Source organism: Citrobacter sp. RHBSTW-00017, assembly GCF_013797615.1.
GTDB classification, from domain to species: Bacteria; Pseudomonadota; Gammaproteobacteria; order Enterobacterales; family Enterobacteriaceae; genus Citrobacter; species Citrobacter braakii.
Genome location: NZ_CP056899.1, coordinates 2,214,965 through 2,234,232 on the forward strand (window position 1 = coordinate 2,214,965; position 19,268 = coordinate 2,234,232).

A 19,268-nucleotide genomic window follows, 5' to 3' on the forward strand; every position below is an offset into this window, starting at 1 on the left:
TTTTGCCACAAATTTTCTCTGCATATCGCTTCAACGCCTGAGATCCTCAGCGCGCAGTTTGGTCATTCCTTAAGCAGGAGCTTGTCATGGAATTATTAATGGACCCGCAGATTTGGGTGGGTTTGCTCACGCTTGTCGTTCTCGAAATTGTTCTGGGTATCGATAACCTGGTCTTCATTGCGATCCTGGCTGATAAGCTGCCGCCAAAACAGCGAGATAAAGCGCGTTTAATCGGTTTGTCACTGGCACTGGTTATGCGCCTGGGCTTGTTGTCCGTGATTTCGTGGATGGTGACGCTAACTAAGCCGCTATTTACGGTAATGGACTACTCGTTCTCGGGGCGCGATCTGATCATGCTGCTGGGGGGGATTTTCCTCTTGTTCAAGGCCACGACAGAGCTGCATGAGCGGCTGGAAAACCGTGAACATGATACCGGCCAGGCAAAAGGGTATGCGAGTTTTTGGGTTGTTGTGACGCAGATTGTCATACTCGACGCGGTATTCTCGCTGGATGCCGTTATTACGGCGGTCGGTATGGTCAACCATCTGCCGGTGATGATGGCGGCGGTCGTGATTGCTATGGCCGTGATGCTGCTGGCTTCTAAGCCGCTGACACGATTTGTGAACCAACATCCGACGGTGGTGGTGCTGTGTCTGAGCTTCCTGTTAATGATCGGTCTGAGCCTGGTTGCCGAAGGGTTTGGCTTCCATATTCCGAAAGGCTATCTGTATGCGGCGATTGGCTTCTCAATCATCATTGAGTTGTTTAACCAGATTGCCCGTCGGAACTTTATTCGCCACCAGTCGACGCTGCCGCTGCGTGCGCGCACTGCCGATGCAATCCTGCGTCTGATGGGGGGTAAAAGTCAGGCCAGCGCGCAGATGGAATCCGACAACCCGGTGCCGGTTCCCGTCCCGGAAGGCGCATTTGTGGAAGAAGAACGCTATATGATCAACGGCGTCCTTTCTCTGGCGTCGCGTTCATTACGCGGCATTATGACGCCTCGTGGCGAAATTAGCTGGGTTGATGCAGACCTGAGCGTGGAGGAAATTCGCGAGCAATTGCTCTCGTCACCACACAGCCTGTTCCCGGTGTGTCGTGGCGAACTGGATGAAATCATCGGTATTGTGCGTGCTAAAGAGCTGCTGGTCGCGCTGGAAGACGGTGTGGATGTGGCGGCCATTGCCTCTGCGTCTCCGGCTATTATTGTCCCGGAAACGCTGGATCCTATCAATCTGTTAGGTGTTCTGCGACGCGCCCGCGGCAGCTTTGTTATCGTCACTAACGAGTTTGGTGTAGTCCAGGGTCTGGTCACGCCGTTGGACGTATTAGAAGCTATTGCCGGTGAATTCCCGGATGCCGATGAAACGCCTGAAATTATTGCTGATGCAGGCGGTTGGTTGGTGAAAGGTGGTACCGATCTGCATGCGTTGCAACAGGCGCTGGACGTGGATACGTTAGTGAATGAAGATGAAGACATCGCCACGGTGGCAGGTTTAGTCATTGCCGCTAACGGCCATATTCCACGCGTAGGTGATGTTATCGATGTTGCACCGTTGAGCATTACGATTGTCGAAGCCAATGACTATCGTGTGGATTTAGTTCGCATTGTTAAAGAACAACCCGCTCACGACGAAGACGAGTAAGCGGGGTTAGCGAAACGGCATAACGTGCATACTGTGTCGCCCGTTATGCCGGGCGGGCGGCGGCGTGCTGCCCGCCAGCCATTTGGGAAAATCGCGCAGCGGCATCGGCTTTGCGTACAAAAAGCCTTGCAATAAATGTACGCCGTGTCGGCGCAAATGCTGTGCCTGCGCCTGTGTTTCAACGCCTTCCGCCACCAGTTCGATATTCAGTTTTTTCCCCAAAGCGATAATGATGTCTGTGACGGTTGAGTTCACGGCGTCTGTCCCGATTGCCGAGGTAAATGATTTATCAATCTTCAGCACATCCGGGCGAAGCTTTTCCAGCCAGGAGAGCGAGCTGTTGCCGGTGCCGAAATCGTCAATTGCCAGCTTTACGCCAAGCCGATTTAACTCGCGCACGACCCGATAATCCACATCCAGCAACGCATCGCGCTCGGTGAGTTCGATAACCAACTGCTGAATAGGGTGCTGGCTGAACCAGTACTGGTTGAGATCTTTTAGCAGCGTACCGTTACGAAAATGGCTGGCGGCAACATTTATCCCAATATGAAACTGGCTGCTCATCGGGAATACGTGCCGTTGCTGAATGGTTTCTGCGATGACATGACGGGTAAGCGGCACAATCAGGTTGTGCTCCTCTGCGATGGGAATAAACACTTCGGGAGAGATCCAACCCTGGCGCGGGTTATTCCAGCGTAAAAGGATTTCCACTCCCATACATTGCTGGGTTTGCGCATTAAGTAGCGGCTGGCAAAACAGCTCGAATTCCCGTGCAGCAAGGGCCAGATTTATCTCCCAGGAGAAGCTCATTCTGCTGGCGGTCGCCAGCCATGCCAGGTAGCCCACTAAAAAACTTAGGATCACCGCCAGCGGCAGTTGTGTTGGTAGATGTTTTATAGCCAGTTCGCTGGCCCCCGGACCGGTGACGCTGATAGTAAAGGGGAAATGTTGCGATGAGAGCTGGTAGCGTTTTTCATTATCCAGTTCAGGTAGCGTATCGACAACACCCTGTCCATATAGCAAATGGCGATTACCGACGGTTAAGCTGGCATGGGTAATTTGCGGTGGCTGGGGTTCAAGCAACATGGACGATAATAAATCAATGTTAACGATTTCCAGCACGCCATCTGAGCCATCGGCAGATGCTGGATACCATTGCGTCAGAATCGGACTGCCCTTAATCAACGAATGGTCGGTAGACAGCAGCAATTGCGGCTCCCGACTGGGTAATTCAGGCTCCAGTTGGCGAATAGGCACATTGCGATAGCCAAAAATGCTGGAACAATAAAGGACCCCGCTCTGAATCAGGCTGATAGAACGTACCGTTTGCAGTCTGGCTGCATGCTTACTCAGAGGTAAACGCGCAACTGAGCAGGGAAGCCCAATCAGCGGTAGCAGTACATCGCGTCCGGTCTGTAGGGGCAAAAGCACGTCATCCAACTCTTCAACGGCGTGGTTGGCAAAGGTAACGGTATTGCGATGATTTAAATTACGCTCCGAAATAAATCGGACAGTTAATGTGAGAATGAGCGTCAGTAGTGCACATAATGTGCAGACGATTAAGCGATTCCGGCGATAGTTCTTGATGATCCTTTGCGCTGTTTGCATGCGGGCCGCCCGATAAGCCGTTGGTCACAGTAGCCAACAGCAACAGAGCAAGTGTAGTGGGGAAAATTACGCCAGACGAGGGAGAGGGGGCAAATTCGCCCATCTGTCGCAGATGGGCGAAAAATAAGTATTAGTCACATTGAACTTTGATTGCCAGACCACCGCGTGACGTTTCACGGTATTTGGCGTTCATGTCTTTACCTGTTTCGTACATGGTCTCAATGACTTTATCCAGCGAGACGCGCGGAGCGCTGGTACGGCGCATTGCCATACGCGCAGCGTTGATCGCCTTCACTGACGCAATGGCATTACGTTCGATGCACGGAACCTGTACCTGTCCCGCCACCGGATCGCAGGTTAAGCCGAGGTTATGTTCCATGCCGATTTCAGCAGCAACACATACCTGCTCAGGGCTCGCGCCTAACAGTTCAGCCAGACCCGCGGCAGCCATGGAACAGGCTACGCCCACTTCACCCTGACAACCCACTTCTGCACCGGAGATAGACGCATTCATTTTGTACAACGCGCCAATCGCGCCGGCCGCCAGGAAATAACGAGTATAGATATCCGGGCTGACGGACTCGATGAAATGATCGTAATAGGCCAGTACCGCAGGCACGATACCGCAAGCACCGTTGGTTGGCGCAGTAACTACGCGACCACCCGCGGCGTTTTCTTCGTTAACGGCCAGCGCGAACATGTTCACCCAGTCGATCACGTTCATCGGATCGTTGGACAGCTTGTCGCTGGAAACCAGCATACGACGCAGGGCTGAAGCACGACGAGGAACGCGCAGCGGACCCGGCAGCACGCCTTCGGTGTTCATACCACGATCGATACAAGCCTGCATGGTTTGCCAGACGTTACCAAAGTACTCTTCAATCTCTTTTTTACTGTGCAGAGCAAGTTCGTTCTGCATCGCCATGCCAGAGAGAGACAGGCCGGTGCTGTTGCAGTATTCCAGCATTTCGGTGGCGGATTTGAACGGATAAGGCACACTGACCTCGCCCGCGGCATCCTGACCAAAATGTTCTTCATCAACGATGAATCCACCGCCGATGGAGTAGTAGGTTTTGCTGTAAATGACGGTTTCGCCACTGTACGCGTGGATCTGCATTCCGTTTTCATGCAGCGGCAGGTTGCCGTTGTGAAAACGCATTCCGTCATTCTGCGGGAAATCCACTTCGTGTTGGCCCTGCGCAAGCAGCAGGCGTCCACGCGTTTCTACATCGCGGATAAATCCGGGGATGCTGTCAATATCTACGGTAGCAGGCTCATTGCCCGCCAGACCCATAATAATGGCGATATCGGTATGGTGACCTTTACCCGTGAGCGACAGTGAACCATACACGTCGACGGCGACACGAGTAACGCTGTCCAGTAATCCTTTTTCGACCAGGTCATCGACGAACTGTTTACCCGCCTTCATAGGCCCTACGGTATGGGAAGATGAGGGACCAATCCCCACCTTAAACATGTCGAATAGACTAATCACGATAATACTCCTACAGGGCGACTGGGGTTTCCAGTAACGATGTTATAACTGCGCATAGTGTAAGAGGGAACGCGGCGATCGGCTTAACTATTCACATGAATTAAACTAATAGATAACCGCGGTTTTACTAATGTTGTGACCTGAGTTTCAAGTTGTCTATGGTGTGCGTAAAGATAAGTATAGTCAGGGCTTGACGCCAATTTGCAGCGCCAGCTCACGAATTATTCCGGCGGTCATTCCCCAGACGAAATATTGCTCATACCAGGAAAGCCATACACGATGTGAATCGCCGCGACGGTAGATATCCAGCGGATGATAACGACCTAAATGCAGGGCTTGTGCCAGCGGCATTTCGAACACGGCGGAAACTTCATCAACACTTGCGCGATACGGCAAATTTGGCGGGATAATGCCTACCACCGGCGTGACCTGGAAACCGGTCACACTGTCGACCGGCGGCAGAACGCCAATCACCTCCACGCAGGATGGTGGGATCGCCACTTCTTCCTGCGCTTCGCGAAGGGCGGCGGCAATTAACGAGGCATCGCTGCTATCCACCGCGCCGCCGGGAAAGGCGACTTGTCCGGCGTGCTTGCGCAGATGAACGGATCGCTGAGTTAACAGTAACCCCGGCTGTGCACGACGCACGACGGGGATCAGTACGGCGGCCTGACGCTGGTTTAACGCAGTATGATTAACCTGCGGGCGCAGGAGTTGAAAGCGCGATAAAAAATCATCAAGCGTCAGGCTGCTGTATTCCACGTGTCAGTTCTCCAGTTGGTGCAAAATACGATTCACTTTATCAAACGTTTCCTGATACTCCGCATCTTCCTGGCTGTCCGCCACAATGCCACCGCCAGCGGAACAATAAATGCGTCCGTTGGTGGCTGTGAGCGTGCGAATGGTGATGCTGGTATCCATATTGCCGCAAAAGCTCAGATAGCCAATGCTACCGCACCAGGCGTTGCGTCTTTGCGGTTCCAGTTCGTCAATAATTTCCATTGCCCGCACTTTTGGAGCACCGGTAATAGAGCCGCCGGGGAAGGCGGCGCGCAGCAGGTCAGTGGCGTGCAATGATTCTGGCAGACGCGCGGTAATGGTGCTGACCAAATGATGAACGGCAGGGAACGGTTCGACAACGAACAGTTCCGGAACCTGTACCGAACCGGGTTCGGCAACGCGGCCGATATCATTACGCATTAAATCGACGATCATCAGGTTTTCCGCCTGATCCTTTGGGGAGTTCGCCAGTGATTGAGCCTGCAGACGATCGGCATCGGCATCTTCAAGTCTGGGCAGCGTGCCTTTAATCGGGCGCGTCTGGATGTGCTGGTTTTCCAGCAGAATAAAACGCTCAGGTGAAAGGCTGAGAATCGCCCCCTCCTCAAGACGTATAAACGCACTGAACGGGGCGCGGTTCGCATGGTTGAGACGTACAAACGCCAACCACTCATCGCCTTGATAATGCGCCTGAAAACGCTGGGCAAGATTGACCTGATAGCAATCGCCGCTGTGCAGATAACGCTGCACCTGACGGAACCTTTCACCATACTGCTCGCGGGTCATGTTTGACTGCCACGAGGATGTTAACGAAAACGGTTCGCGCACGGGTATCTGTTGATTTTCCAGCCAACGGTGTCGTGCCTGTACATCGGAGTGGCTAAGTAGCGACACCCTTTGCAACTGATGATCGACAATCAGCGCCCAATCGTAAATGCCAACCGCCATGTCCGGTAGCGTGATATCCTGTTCGGCTTCCGTTGGCAGAGATTCAAAACGACGGCCTAAGTCATAACCGAACAGACCCAATGCGCCTCCCTGGAAGGGAAAATCGGGATTATAATCGGGCTGAATAGTCAGCGATGTCAGCGCCGAACGTAAAACTGTCATCGGATCATCAACCGTTTGCATAGTGCCGTGATGGTCATGCACAACGGTCTCTTCTGCATGTGTGACCAGCGTTGTAATGGGGTCGGCGACCAGAATATCAAAGCGATTATGCGGATGGTCGGCATGGCCTGAATGCAAAAGCATTGCCCAGGGCTGGTGGCTTAATGTGGCAAAATAGTGCTCAGCGGCGTCCAGACGCCAGGGGAGTGTGATTACAGCGGGAGATAACGTCTTCATCAGTCCTGACTCGTTGCTACTTCACTGGCTATGTGCCGGGTAGCATGAAATAATTAGCGCTAATAATTTAGCAGGAGTTCACCATGATTGCAGGTTTACCTTCACTCACGCACGATCAGCAGCAACAGGCGGTTGAACGCATTCATGAACTGATATCCCAGGGGATGAGCAGTGGCGAGGCGATTACGAAAGTGGCTGCTGAATTACGCGCCAGCCATACCGGCGAGCGGATCGTGGCGCGTTTTGAAGATGAAGACGAATAACGCCGCTTATACCGCAGCGATAATCTTAATTTCAACTTTGTATTTCGGGTTCATTAACCCGGCCTGAACGGTACAACGTACCGGCGCGTGACCAGCAACAACCCATGCGTCCCAGGCTTTGTTCATGGCGGCAAAATCATTTTTGTCCGCCAGGAACAGGGTGGCATCAAGAATACGTGACTTGCTGCTGCCCTGTTTTTCCAGCACCGCATCAATTTGCGCCAGCGTATTTGCCGTTTGCTCAAAGGCGTCGGCATCCAGATTTTCCGGTACGCCGGTGTAATACAACGTGTTGTTGTGGATAACCACGTCGGACCAACGCGCTTCGGCATCAATGCGCACAATCGTCATAAATCATTCCTCATTTACGTTTTTTCATAATGGCTTCGGGTTGCGCCAAGACTGCCATAATGTTGTGTCCACGTCACCTCTTCAACTGGCGAAAGAGCCGCTGGCCTGACATAATCCCTGTTCAAATGAACAGGGGGCAGTGTGACGGACGATTTTGCAGCAGACGGTCAGTTGGCTAAAGCGATACCCGGTTTTAAACCGCGTGAACCACAGCGGCAGATGGCCTTCGCCGTCAGTCATGCTATCGAAAAATCACAGCCGCTTGTTGTCGAAGCCGGAACAGGAACGGGTAAAACCTACGCTTATCTTGCCCCTGCGCTGCGTGCCGGAAAGAAAGTAATTGTCTCCACGGGCTCGAAGGCGTTGCAGGATCAGCTATACAGCCGCGATTTACCCACAGTAGCGAAGGCTCTGGAATTCACGGGTAAACTGGCGCTGCTGAAAGGGCGTTCAAACTATCTGTGTCTTGAGCGTCTCGAACAACAGGCGCTGGCGGGCGGTGACCTGCCGGTACAAACTTTAAGTGACGTCATTCTGCTACGCTCCTGGTCAAATCAAACCCTTGATGGTGACATCAGCACCTGCGTCAGCGTGGCGGAAGACTCTCAGGCCTGGCCGCTGGTGACGAGCACAAACGATAATTGCCTTGGGAGCGACTGCCCGCTGTACAAAGAGTGCTTTGTCGTTAAAGCGCGCAAGAAGGCGATGGATGCAGATGTCGTCGTGGTAAACCACCATCTGTTTCTCGCTGATATGGTGGTAAAAGAGAGTGGGTTTGGCGAGCTGATCCCGGAAGCTGAAGTGATGATCTTCGATGAAGCGCATCAGTTACCGGATATCGCCAGCCAATATTTTGGTCAATCGCTCTCCAGTCGCCAACTGCTGGATCTGGCGAAAGACATCACCATTGCCTATCGCACCGAGCTGAAAGACACTCAACAGCTTCAAAAATGCGCCGACCGGCTGGCGCAAAGCGCGCAGGACTTCCGCCTGCAGCTGGGCGAGCCGGGCTATCGAGGAAACTTGCGGGAACTGCTGGCCGACCCGCGCGTGCAGCGCGCGTTTTTGTTGCTCGATGACACGCTGGAGCTGTGTTACAACGTGGCGAAACTGTCTCTCGGACGTTCCGCCTTGCTGGATGCCGCGTTTGAACGTGCCACGCTTTACCGTACTCGTCTGAAGCGCCTGAAAGAGATCAACCAGCCAGGTTTCAGCTACTGGTATGAATGCACCTCGCGCCATTTCACCCTTGCGCTGACGCCGCTCACGGTGGCGGATAAATTCAAAGAAGTGATGGAACAGAAGCCGGGCTGCTGGATTTTTACCTCCGCGACGCTGTCGGTAAACGATGATCTTCATCATTTCACCGCGCGGCTGGGTATTGAAGATGCCGAGTCGATGCTGCTGCCAAGCCCATTTGATTACACCCGCCAGGCGCTGCTGTGCGTGCCGCGTAATCTCCCGCAAACAAACCAACCGGGAGCGGCGCGTCAGTTGGCATCCATGCTGCGTCCCATTATCGAAGCGAACAACGGTCGCTGCTTTATGCTGTGTACCTCGCACGCGATGATGCGCGATCTGGCGGAACAATTCCGCGCCACCATGACCCTTCCCGTGCTGCTGCAGGGCGAAACCAGTAAAGGGCAACTGTTACAGCAGTTTGTCAGCGCAGGTAATGCGTTACTGGTTGCCACCAGCAGCTTCTGGGAAGGGGTGGACGTGCGTGGCGATACGTTGTCGCTGGTGATTATTGATAAACTGCCGTTCACCTCGCCGGACGATCCGCTGTTAAAAGCGAGGATGGAGGACTGCCGTTTGCGCGGCGGCGATCCGTTTGAAGACGTTCAGTTGCCGGATGCGGTAATCACCCTGAAACAGGGCGTGGGGCGTCTGATTCGTGACGCCGACGACCGCGGGGTGCTGGTGATTTGCGACAACCGTTTGGTGATGCGACCTTACGGTGCCACTTTCCTGGCAAGTCTTCCGCCTGCGCCGCGGACGCGTGATATTGCTCGCGCTGTTCGTTTTCTTGCCATACCAACGACTGAGTAATTTGTTACGGAGTGTGGTAAGATGCGCGCCAAATTTATTGACCTGATCACAAACACCCATGCGAATTCTGGCTATCGATACCGCCACAGAGGCGTGCTCTGTTGCCCTGTGGAATGACGGTACTACCAAGGCTCATTTCGAGCTTTGCCCACGAGAACACACCCAACGAATTTTACCAATGGTCGAGGAAATCCTGGCTGCTGGCGATCTCACGTTAACCGATATCGACGCTCTGGCGTTTGGTCGCGGTCCTGGCAGTTTCACCGGTGTACGTATTGGGATTGGCATTGCTCAGGGGCTGGCGTTAGGCGCGAATTTACCGATGATCGGCGTTTCCACCCTGGCAACAATGGCGCAGGGAGCCTGGCGTAAGTCGGGCGCGACCCGCGTACTGGCCGCGATCGACGCGCGAATGGGCGAAGTCTATTGGGCCGAATACCTGCGTGATGAGAACGGCAACTGGCACGGTGAAGAAACCGAAGCGGTGCTAACCCCCGAGCAGGTGCATGCGCGTTTACTGCAACTGTCTGGCGAGTGGGTAACGGTCGGAACAGGCTGGCCTGCCTGGCCTGAGCTCGGTAAAGACAGCGGTCTGACGCTGAGCGATGGCGACGTTTTGCTTCCGGCGGCTGAAGATATGCTGCCTGTTGCCACGCAAATGCTGGCTGCCGGTAAGACCGTGGCGGTTGAACATGCGGAACCGGTTTATTTACGTAACACCGTGGCATGGAAGAAACTTCCCGGTAAAGAATGAATCTTAGTAGTACATCCCTGGTCAATTCGCACAGCCGTCAGTGCGCAGCATGGTGAATTGGTCGGGGCAGAAGCTAAGAAAAGGGAGTCGCAATATGGCGGTGCAAAAGCAGTTATTGAAAGGTGTGTTGGCGGGCGCATTCGCGTTAATGCTTAACGGTTGTGTCACCATCCCGGACGCGATTAAAGGTTCGAGCCCTACGCCGCAGCAGGATCTGGTGCGGGTTATGAATGCCCCGCAGCTGTATGTCGGACAGGAAGCGCGTTTCGGCGGTAAAGTTGTGGATATTCAGAACCAGCAGGGGAAATCCCGTCTGGAAATTGCCACTGTTCCTCTTGATAGTGGGGCGCGACCGGTGCTGGGCGAAGCCTCCCGCGGGCGAATTTATGCTGATGTAAATGGCTTCCTTGACCCGGTGGACTTCCGCGGTCAACTGGTTACCGTCGTCGGTCCGATTAGCGGTACTGTGGATGGAAAAATCGGTAATACGCCGTATAAATTCATGCTGATGCAGGTAACTGGCTATAAACGCTGGCATATTACTCAGCAAATTGTTATGCCGCCTCAGCCGATCGACCCCTGGTTCTACGGTGCGCGTGGCTGGCCTTACGGTGGCTACGGCGGATGGGGATGGTACAATCCCGGCCCGGCACAGGTTCAGACCATAGTAACTGAGTAACTCTTTGTTTTATGAGTAAAAGAAACAGCGGCTCGTCCGCTGTTTCTGCATTAACGTGGATATAAGAAAAATAAATAGTGACGTGCTTCGCAACCTTGTCGTTGTGTAATAAACAAACTGGTACGCTGAGTTAATATTATGTTAACAGTTTGTTTATTGCCTGGGGTTGTGATGACGACGAATACGCATTTTAGAGGTGATGTATTGAAAAAGGTTTGGCTTAACCGTTATCCCGCTGGTGTTCCTGCGGAGATCAATCCTGACCGTTATCAATCCCTGGTGGAACTCTTTGAACACTCAGTAAGACGGTATGCCGATCAGCCCGCGTTTGTAAACATGGGGGAGGTGATGACCTTCCGCAAGCTTGAAGAGCGTAGCCGGGCATTTGCGGCCTATTTGCAACAGGGACTCGGGCTGAAGAAGGGCGATCGCGTCGCGCTGATGATGCCGAACCTGCTGCAATATCCGGTCGCACTGTTTGGGATTTTACGTGCTGGCATGATCGTCGTGAACGTGAACCCGCTGTACACGCCTCGCGAGCTGGAACATCAGCTCAACGACAGCGGCGCGTCGGCGATTGTCATCGTGTCTAACTTTGCCCACACGCTGGAAAAAGTCGTCGACAAAACGTCGGTGCAACACGTGATCCTGACGCGTATGGGCGATCAGCTGTCGACCGCCAAAGGGACGTTGGTTAACTTTGTCGTCAAGTATATCAAGCGTCTGGTGCCGAAATATCACCTGCCGGATGCCATCTCTTTTCGTAGCGCGCTGCAAAACGGTTATCGCATGCAGTATGTGAAACCCGAAGTGGTGTCGGAAGATCTGGCGTTCCTGCAATATACCGGGGGGACTACCGGTGTGGCGAAGGGCGCGATGCTTACGCACCGTAACATGCTGGCTAACCTTGAGCAGGTTAACGCCACTTATGGCCCGTTGCTGCATCCGGGTAAAGAACTGGTGGTGACGGCCCTACCGCTGTATCACATTTTTGCGCTGACGATGAACTGCCTGCTGTTTATTGAGCTGGGCGGTCAAAACCTGCTGATTACCAACCCGCGTGATATTCCGGGACTGGTAAAAGAGCTGGCGAAGTATCCGTTCACCGCCATGACCGGTGTCAATACGCTGTTTAACGCGCTGCTGAATAACAAAGAGTTCCAACAACTGGACTTCTCGTCACTGCACCTTTCGGCAGGTGGCGGGATGCCGGTTCAACAGGCGGTAGCTGAACGTTGGGTGAAGCTGACGGGTCAGTATCTGCTGGAAGGCTATGGCCTGACGGAGTGTGCCCCTCTGGTGAGCGTCAATCCTCATGATATCGACTACCACAGCGGCAGTATCGGGTTACCGGTTCCTTCCACCGAGGTCAAACTGGTGGATGACGACGATAACGAAGTGCCGCCGGGAGAACCGGGCGAACTGTGCGTGAAAGGTCCGCAAGTGATGCTGGGCTACTGGCAGCGACCAGACGCCACCGACGAAATCGTTAAAGACGGCTGGCTGCACACCGGCGATATTGCGGTGATGGATAATGAAGGCTTCCTGCGTATTGTCGATCGTAAGAAAGATATGATCCTTGTGTCCGGCTTTAACGTCTATCCAAACGAAATTGAAGACGTGGTTATGCAACATCCTGGCGTACAGGAAGTGGCTGCGGTCGGCGTTCCGTCGGGCAGCAGCGGTGAAGCGGTGAAAATTTTCGTGGTGAAGAAAGATGCCTCGTTAACTGATGAGGCGCTTATCACTTTCTGCCGTCGTCACCTGACGGGCTATAAAGTACCGAAGCTGGTGGAGTTTCGCGACGAGTTGCCGAAATCTAACGTCGGTAAAATTTTGCGACGAGAATTACGTGACGAAGCGCGCGCCAAAGTGGACAATAAAGGCTGAGCGTTAAGTCAGCCAGCAGAAAACGCCGGGTAAACCGGCGTTTTTTTTGGCGCAAACCTAAGAGAGCACGATTTGAATTATCAAATGATCACCACGGACGACGCGTTAGCCACGCTGTGCGAAGCCGTCCGTGAATTTCCGGCGATAGCCCTGGATACCGAATTTGTTCGCACACGTACCTATTATCCGCAGTTGGGGCTGATCCAGCTGTTTGATGGCAAACACGTTGCTCTGATTGATCCGCTAGGGATCACCGACTGGTCGCCCCTGCGCGATATTCTGCGTGATACCACCATCACCAAATTCCTGCATGCGGGAAGTGAAGACCTGGAAGTGTTTCTCAACGCTTTTGGCGAACTTCCGCAGCCGTTAATTGACACACAAATCCTGGCCGCATTTTGCGGTCGTCCGCTGTCGTGGGGCTTCGCCTCGATGGTGGAAGAGTTTACGGGTGTGGCGCTCGACAAAAGCGAATCGCGTACCGACTGGCTGGCCAGACCGCTGACCGAGCGTCAGTGCGAATACGCGGCGGCTGACGTCTGGTATCTGTTACCGATCACCACAAAACTGATGGCTGAAACCGAAGCCAGCGGCTGGCTGCCAGCCGCGCTGGACGAATGCCGCTTAATGCAGCAGCGTCGCCAGGAGATTCTGGCGCCAGAAGACGCCTGGCGTGACATCACCAACGCATGGCAACTGCGCACCCGTCAGCTAGCCTGCCTGCAATTGCTTGCCGACTGGCGACTGCGTAAAGCACGCGAGCGCGATCTGGCGGTAAACTTCGTGGTGCGTGAAGAGCACCTGTGGGCGGTGGCGCGTTATATGCCGGGCAGTCTGGGTGAACTGGATAGCCTGGGTCTTTCCGGGAGCGAAATTCGTTTCCACGGTAAAACGCTGATCGCCCTGGTGGAAAAGGCCCAGGCTTTACCGGAAGAGTCGCTACCGCAGCCGCTGCTGAATTTGATGGATATGCCAGGGTATCGCAAGGCGTTCAAAGCCATCAAAGCGCTGGTTGCCGAGGTGAGTGCGGAACATAATCTCAGCGTCGAACTTCTTGCTTCGCGTCGCCAGATCAACCAGTTGCTCAACTGGCACTGGAAATTAAAGCCGCAGCAATCCCTGCCAGAGCTGGTTTCCGGCTGGCGTGGCGAATTGATGTCCGATCGCCTCAACGCGCTGCTGCAGGAATACCCGCAGTAAGTCACCAGGCTCGCCGGGTCGCGCGTTTGCTGACCCGGCCTGCGCAACGCTACAGATCGAGCACCAGGCGCTTACCTTTGGCGCGCGAGCAGCAGATGAGCATGCTTTGTTGGCTGGCTTTTTCGTCGTCGCTGAAATACTGATCGCGGTGATCCGCTTCCCCTTCGAGAATCGTCGTTTCGCAGGTGCCGCAAACACCTTCCCGGCACAGGCACTCAACCCGGGCGGCTTTGTTATTTTCGATAACCTGCAAAATGGTCATCTCTTCCGGGACCACAAACTCGCGCCCGGAACGCGCCAGCACCAGGGTGAAGGCGTCGCCGCCTTTCTCTTCCACGGCAAATTGTTCGAAATGTAGCGTATTGCTGTCCAGCCCAAGGCGGGAAGCCGCTTCTCTGACAGCATCGTTGAGCACCGCAGGGCCACAGGTGTAGATATGCGTGCCGGGTTCAACATCTGCCAGCAGACGGGCTAAATCGAGGCGGGTGCCTGCGTTCGACAGGTGCAGATGAATGCGATTGGCGCTGGGGTGTTGCATGAGTTCGTCATGAAACGCGCAGGTCTCCTTGCTGGGAGAGCAATAGTGCAGTTGCCATTGCGTCTGAGATTGTTCCAGCTCCGGGAGTTGCGATAAAAACGGTGTGATGCCGATACCTCCGGCAATCAACAGATGTTTTTGTGCCTGAGGGGCGAGGGCGAAGAGATTGTTTGGTGTGGAGATCGTGAGCGTGTCGCCGGGCTTCACGTTTTGATGCAGGTATCGTGAGCCGCCTTTGGACGCCTCCTCCAGGCGTACGGCGATTTTATAGGCGCGCGTATCGCGTGGTGAACTCATCAGCGAGTACGCATTGCTGTACAGATTCTCGCCATCGCGCATCTGCACGATAATATGGCTGCCACCCTGAAACGCAGGCAACGGCTGGCCTGAGGTCGCCGTTAAGGTGAAGCATTTTACCTGCGCGGTAATCGTCTCAATCCGGCTGACCCGGACTTCTTGCATTTGATAATCAGACATTGCGGCCTCCCTAAAAAATCTGTCCGACGCGCCTCAGCGACGCGCCGGAACCTGTCGTAAAAGCCCCGGGTTATTCCTGAAAAACCTGGGCGACCAGATTATGAAAATGGGCAATGCCATGCTCGGAGATGCCACTGCCGCTGGTGTCTGCCATAATGCGTCCCTGGCCGCGATACCCGCGCGATTTCAGCCCTTTTTGTACGCTTTCAACCAGACGTAAATCTTCAGGACGAAAGACGTTGCGATACCATTCGATCAGTTGTTTCTGCTCTTCGGTCAGCTCTTCGTTGGTGAAGTAGATGTCATAGTTTTGCAGCGTGGTTTCCGCATCTATCGGGAATTCGTAGATAACGGTCATCATGCCTTTGATTGGCGTCACGTTGAGCATGGTGCACGGCCACAGCCAGAAACCGTGGAAGGCGGCATCAACCCCTTCTTCGAACTTAAATGACTGTTCTGAAGGTTTGGCGAAACCGTATTGCAGCGTCCAGTTGCCGTGCATGGTATGCCAGTAACGGTCAACCTGGACCGAGTCGGAAAAACCTGGATGGGCCGGACCGCAGTGGTAGCACTCCAGATAGTTATCGACGATATTCTTCCAGTTGGCTGGGGTACGGGTAGTAAAACGTGCAGCAAGTTTCAGGTCATGCACGTCTGGGCAGGCTTCGATAACTTTGTCCGCAAGTCCAGGGAGTTGTTCTTCCACGCTGCCCGCGTTCGGATCCATGTTAATAAACACGAATCCGGCATATTCTTCCAGGCGTACCGGTGTAAGGTGCGCTTTTTCGCTGTCGAAGTTGGCGACGTTTTCGCAGTTACGCGCATGCGCCAGATTGCCGTCAAGTTTGAACGCCCATGCGTGGTAAGGGCAGGTAATCACATTTTTCGCTTTCCCCTCGCCGCTCAACAACTGATGACCGCGATGCGGGCAGACGTTGTAGAAGGCCCGCAGCACGTTATCGCGCCCACGTACCAGCACGATATTCTCGCCAATCACTTCTCGGGTAACATAATCATTGGGTTTCGCCAGTTCGCTACTGTGGGCGACGCAAATCCAGCTTTTAGCGAACACCTTTTCTTGTTCGTGTTCGAAAGCCTGGTGGTCGGTATAAAACCGGGCCGGAATAGTCCAGGCATCCTGCGGGTTGGCACAGAAATTTTGCGGCAGAATAAACTCAGGGCTCAGATTGCTCATTGGAATACCTTTAATTTGTGAGTAAGAGGATTTTTGTACTGGCGCTTAATTGTCGCCTTTGAGTAGTGTCCCGGCCGGTGGCGCGACCGGGACGTCAACTGGCGCTTCGGGAAGATGACCTTCAATTTGATGCGCAGGAACGTGGGCATAGTCTTGCCGTACCCAGCGCAGAAAACCGCCAACCTTCACCAACAGGATGGCGAGGAATGGAAGAGCGGTCAGAACCACCGTGGTCTTCATGGTTTCCAGGGACGCGCCGGTGAACAAAATCGATAATGGGATCAGGGTGATGACCACGCACCAGAACAGACGAAGACTGCGCTGCGGATCTTCCCCTTCCTGCAGGTTGCGCGTGCTGGTGGCCGCCATGGTGTAGGCCACAGCATCCATGTGTGAGGCGAGGAATATAATCATGATCGCCAGATACGCCACCAGAAACAGTTTCCCGGCAGGCAACGACATCAATACTTGCTGTACGGCTGTCTCACCGCCCAGCGTCGCCATAACCTGCGGTACGTCGATCACACCGTTCACAAACTGGTGAATGGAGTAGCTTTCCATCACGCCAAAGAAGAACCAGCAGCCAACAGTGCTACCGAGGATTAATGCCCAGATAACCTCTTTGATTTTGCGACCACGGGATACGCGAGTGACAAACATTGCCACGCCCGGCGTGTAGGAGATCCACCACAGCCAGTAGAACACTGTCCAGTTACGGGTGAACTCACCGTTGCCAAGCGGGTCGGTGAAGAGGCTCATTTGCAAAAAGTTTTGTGTCGTCAGGCCGATGGCGTTGATGATGTTATTGGTGATGAACTCGGTCGGGCCGACGATCAGCACCAGCAGCGGCAGTAAAAACGCCCCCCAGCCGACCATTTTGCTCAGACGTTGCAAACCGTTATTGATGCCAATCCAGGAGCTCAGGCAGAAAATGCCGCCAGAGAACAGGATCACAAACGCCTGCACCGTGAAGTTATCCGGTAACCCCGTCAGGGCAGACAAACCGCGGGTAAAGGTGGCGGCGGTGACGACCAGAGAGATGGTTAACGCGCCAACTGTCGCGATCAGGAACATCAGGTCAACCAGGCGACCCCAGACGCCCTGCGGATGCACGCCGGTAATAGCGGCGATAATCCCGGACAGGCTCAGTCCTTTGTTTTTACGCACATGGAAGTGGTAGGCCATGGTTAATGAGGCCAACGTGTAGGTCGCCCATGCGCTGATCCCCCAATGGAAAAAGGAATAGGGCAGGCTGTATTCCAGCGCTTTTTGCGAGTGCGGCGCGATATTCAGACCCGGGGTCTGGTAATAATAGGCCCACTCAGCAACGCCCCAGTAGAGCGTGGAGGAGCCTAATCCGGCGCATATAAACATAAACAGCCAGGAGAGCGTGCTGTATTCCGCTTTACCTTCTCCCAGACGGATGTTGCCGTATTTGCTGGTAGCCAGCCAGACGACCAGACCCATAGCCATCAGAACGAGGATCTGCACGGCGGAACCCAGCATCCGGGTAACGCCGTTGAAAAGAGTATTTGCGACTTGTGCAGACTGCTGAGGGAAGAGACTAAGTGTGGCGGCGATGAAAAGAATAGCCACCAGGCTGATGGCTATCAGCGGCATGTCTTTTTTCTTGACGTTGCTCAACATGGGATCTCCTGGGCACAGTTGCCCGCGTATGGCATTAGCCTGTCGTTGTTATCATGCTGTAGGGGTAGAATGAGTTACTTTATATTTAACAATTTTATTATTTGTTCTTTACATGAATTAAACAATTGCCCGATGCGTGAAGCAATAAAACACGGAACGGAAATAATAAAAGGTGAATTAGCGCAGGTTATTGGCTCCACAAAACGCATAAAAAAGCCGCGTCAGTGACGCGGCTCATAATTCGTGGTTTGACCTCTAACGTAGTGCCTGACAGATGGCTTCACCCACCTGTTGCGTGGTGGCGCTGCCTTTCATATCCGGCGTTTTCGGGCCACAGGCAATAACGTGCTCAATTGCCGCCAGAATACCGTCGTGGGCAGCCTTATAGTTGGCATCCCCCTTACCAAGGAAGTCCAGCATCATGGCGCCAGCCCAGATAGTGGCAATCGGGTTGGCGATGTTTTTTCCGTAAATATCGGGGGCCGAACCATGTACTGGCTCGAACAGGGACGGGAAGGTGCGTTCCGGGTTTAAGTTGGCAGAAGGCGCGATGCCAATCGTCCCGGTACAGGCCGGACCCAGATCGGAGAGGATGTCGCCGAACAGGTTGGAAGCAACCACAACGTCAAAACGCTCCGGCTGCATCACAAAGCGGGCGCACAGTATATCGATATGCTGTTTATCCCAACGGATCTCAGGATAGTTAGCCGCCATTGCTTCAACACGCTCGTCCCAGTAAGGCATGCTGATGGCCAGACCATTGGATTTGGTCGCCGAGGTCAGGGTTTTGCGCGGGCGGTTTTGCGCCAGCTCGAAAGCGTAACGCAATATACGATCCACGCCGCGACGGGTGAAGACCGACTCCTGGATAACCACCTCGTGTTCCGTCCCTTCACTCACGCGTCCGCCGAGAGAAGAGTATTCTCCCTCGGTGTTCTCGCGTACGACGTAGAAATCAATGTCGCCTGGCTGCTTGCCCGCCAGTGGGCAAGGGACTCCCGGGAACAGGCGTACCGGACGCAGGTTGACGTACTGGTCGAATTCGCGGCGAAACTTAAGCAGCGAGCCCCATAAAGAGATGTGGTCCGGTACGGTATCCGGCCAGCCAACGGCGCCAAAATAGATAGCATCAAAGGATTGCAACTGCTCATGCCAGTCATCCGGCATCATTTTACCGTGATGGGCGTAGTACTCGCAGCTCGCCCATTCCATTTGCTCAAAGCTGAGCGACAACCCCCAACGCTCGGCGGCTGCCTGTAACACATGAATGCCTTCAGGCAGCACTTCTTTACCAATGCCATCTCCGGGGATAGCGGCAATACGACAGGTTTTCTTCATAGCAGCTC

The 19,268-nt window shown here is 54.0% G+C and carries 16 protein-coding genes; 7 read left to right on the forward strand and 9 right to left on the reverse strand.

All coding sequences use genetic code 11. The annotated features are described in order from the left end of the window. Window positions 1-86: 86 nt before the first annotated feature. Window positions 87-1,646, forward strand: coding sequence for a CNNM family cation transport protein YoaE (gene yoaE / locus HV037_RS10770; RefSeq protein WP_016153393.1), 1,560 nt, complete (start codon window positions 87-89; stop codon window positions 1,644-1,646). 6 nt (window positions 1,647-1,652) lie between these two features. Here the strand turns inward: yoaE and HV037_RS10775 are convergent, their stop codons facing one another. From HV037_RS10775 to pabB, 4 genes are all read right to left on the reverse strand, one after another. Beyond that, window positions 1,653-3,254, reverse strand: coding sequence for an EAL domain-containing protein (locus HV037_RS10775; RefSeq protein ID WP_019076975.1), 1,602 nt, complete (start codon window positions 3,252-3,254; stop codon window positions 1,653-1,655). Window positions 3,255-3,384: 130 nt separating this feature from the next. After that, window positions 3,385-4,749, reverse strand: a complete 1,365-nt coding sequence (sdaA, locus tag HV037_RS10780) for an L-serine ammonia-lyase (RefSeq protein ID WP_016153391.1) — start codon at window positions 4,747-4,749, stop codon at window positions 3,385-3,387. Window positions 4,750-4,932: 183 nt separating this feature from the next. Next, window positions 4,933-5,511, reverse strand: a complete 579-nt coding sequence (locus HV037_RS10785) for a CoA pyrophosphatase (protein WP_016153390.1) — start codon at window positions 5,509-5,511, stop codon at window positions 4,933-4,935. Window positions 5,512-5,514: 3 nt separating this feature from the next. Then, window positions 5,515-6,876: an aminodeoxychorismate synthase component 1 gene (gene pabB / locus HV037_RS10790; protein ID WP_047416605.1), complete on the reverse strand. Its 1,362-nt coding sequence runs from the start codon at window positions 6,874-6,876 to the stop codon at window positions 5,515-5,517. Window positions 6,877-6,959: 83 nt separating this feature from the next. Between pabB and HV037_RS10795 the strand changes: the two genes are divergently transcribed. Continuing rightward, window positions 6,960-7,139 (forward strand): YoaH family protein, encoded by a 180-nt coding sequence (locus HV037_RS10795; protein WP_016153388.1) that lies wholly within the window; start codon window positions 6,960-6,962, stop codon window positions 7,137-7,139. A 6-nt stretch (window positions 7,140-7,145) separates the two neighbouring features. On the opposite strand, the gene HV037_RS10800 is transcribed toward HV037_RS10795, so the two are convergent. After that, window positions 7,146-7,490, reverse strand: coding sequence for a RidA family protein (locus HV037_RS10800; RefSeq protein ID WP_016153387.1), 345 nt, complete (start codon window positions 7,488-7,490; stop codon window positions 7,146-7,148). A gap of 141 nt (window positions 7,491-7,631) precedes the next feature. Here HV037_RS10800 and HV037_RS10805 point away from each other — a divergent pair, with 141 nt between their 5' ends. The 5 genes from HV037_RS10805 to rnd all read left to right on the forward strand — a co-directional run bounded on the left by HV037_RS10805 (window position 7,632) and on the right by rnd (window position 14,065). Further along, window positions 7,632-9,542, forward strand: a complete 1,911-nt coding sequence (locus HV037_RS10805) for an ATP-dependent DNA helicase (RefSeq protein ID WP_181500324.1) — start codon at window positions 7,632-7,634, stop codon at window positions 9,540-9,542. Window positions 9,543-9,600: 58 nt separating this feature from the next. Continuing rightward, a complete protein-coding gene (tsaB, locus tag HV037_RS10810; protein WP_029139572.1) occupies window positions 9,601-10,296 on the forward strand; it encodes a tRNA (adenosine(37)-N6)-threonylcarbamoyltransferase complex dimerization subunit type 1 TsaB in 696 nt (231 codons plus the stop codon). A 94-nt stretch (window positions 10,297-10,390) separates the two neighbouring features. Then, on the forward strand, window positions 10,391-10,975 hold the full coding sequence (locus HV037_RS10815; RefSeq protein ID WP_019076970.1) for a Slp family lipoprotein: 585 nt from the start codon (window positions 10,391-10,393) through the stop codon (window positions 10,973-10,975). Between the two features lie 204 nt (window positions 10,976-11,179). Then, a complete protein-coding gene (fadD, locus tag HV037_RS10820; RefSeq protein WP_131346197.1) occupies window positions 11,180-12,865 on the forward strand; it encodes a long-chain-fatty-acid--CoA ligase FadD in 1,686 nt (561 codons plus the stop codon). An 84-nt stretch (window positions 12,866-12,949) separates the two neighbouring features. Then, window positions 12,950-14,065, forward strand: a complete 1,116-nt coding sequence (rnd, locus tag HV037_RS10825) for a ribonuclease D (protein WP_047416608.1) — start codon at window positions 12,950-12,952, stop codon at window positions 14,063-14,065. 49 nt (window positions 14,066-14,114) lie between these two features. On the opposite strand, the gene HV037_RS10830 is transcribed toward rnd, so the two are convergent. From HV037_RS10830 to HV037_RS10845, 4 genes are all read right to left on the reverse strand, one after another. Beyond that, the gene (locus HV037_RS10830) at window positions 14,115-15,080 is read right to left on the reverse strand and encodes a PDR/VanB family oxidoreductase (protein WP_016156788.1); all 966 of its coding nucleotides are present in this window, start codon (window positions 15,078-15,080) and stop codon (window positions 14,115-14,117) included. A gap of 70 nt (window positions 15,081-15,150) precedes the next feature. Next, entirely contained in the window at window positions 15,151-16,275 is a 1,125-nt protein-coding gene (yeaW, locus tag HV037_RS10835) for a carnitine monooxygenase, oxygenase subunit YeaW (RefSeq protein WP_181500325.1), read from the reverse strand. A gap of 45 nt (window positions 16,276-16,320) precedes the next feature. Beyond that, on the reverse strand, window positions 16,321-17,922 hold the full coding sequence (locus HV037_RS10840; RefSeq protein ID WP_049269112.1) for a BCCT family transporter: 1,602 nt from the start codon (window positions 17,920-17,922) through the stop codon (window positions 16,321-16,323). Window positions 17,923-18,177: 255 nt separating this feature from the next. After that, on the reverse strand, window positions 18,178-19,260 hold the full coding sequence (locus HV037_RS10845) for a tartrate dehydrogenase (protein WP_181500326.1): 1,083 nt from the start codon (window positions 19,258-19,260) through the stop codon (window positions 18,178-18,180). Window positions 19,261-19,268: the final 8 nt, after the last annotated feature.

Coding starts and splice junctions, on each gene's coding strand:
- HV037_RS10845 (WP_181500326.1), bottom strand. CDS start 19,260: ATGAAGAAAACCTGTCGTATTGCCGCTATCCCCGGAGATGGCATTGGT.
- HV037_RS10830 (WP_016156788.1), bottom strand. CDS start 15,080: ATGTCTGATTATCAAATGCAAGAAGTCCGGGTCAGCCGGATTGAGACG.
- HV037_RS10800 (WP_016153387.1), bottom strand. CDS start 7,490: ATGACGATTGTGCGCATTGATGCCGAAGCGCGTTGGTCCGACGTGGTT.
- pabB (WP_047416605.1), bottom strand. CDS start 6,876: ATGAAGACGTTATCTCCCGCTGTAATCACACTCCCCTGGCGTCTGGAC.
- HV037_RS10815 (WP_019076970.1), top strand. CDS start 10,391: ATGGCGGTGCAAAAGCAGTTATTGAAAGGTGTGTTGGCGGGCGCATTC.
- HV037_RS10840 (WP_049269112.1), bottom strand. CDS start 17,922: ATGTTGAGCAACGTCAAGAAAAAAGACATGCCGCTGATAGCCATCAGC.
- yoaE (WP_016153393.1), top strand. CDS start 87: ATGGAATTATTAATGGACCCGCAGATTTGGGTGGGTTTGCTCACGCTT.
- HV037_RS10775 (WP_019076975.1), bottom strand. CDS start 3,254: ATGCAAACAGCGCAAAGGATCATCAAGAACTATCGCCGGAATCGCTTA.
- rnd (WP_047416608.1), top strand. CDS start 12,950: ATGATCACCACGGACGACGCGTTAGCCACGCTGTGCGAAGCCGTCCGT.
- yeaW (WP_181500325.1), bottom strand. CDS start 16,275: ATGAGCAATCTGAGCCCTGAGTTTATTCTGCCGCAAAATTTCTGTGCC.
- HV037_RS10795 (WP_016153388.1), top strand. CDS start 6,960: ATGATTGCAGGTTTACCTTCACTCACGCACGATCAGCAGCAACAGGCG.
- tsaB (WP_029139572.1), top strand. CDS start 9,601: ATGCGAATTCTGGCTATCGATACCGCCACAGAGGCGTGCTCTGTTGCC.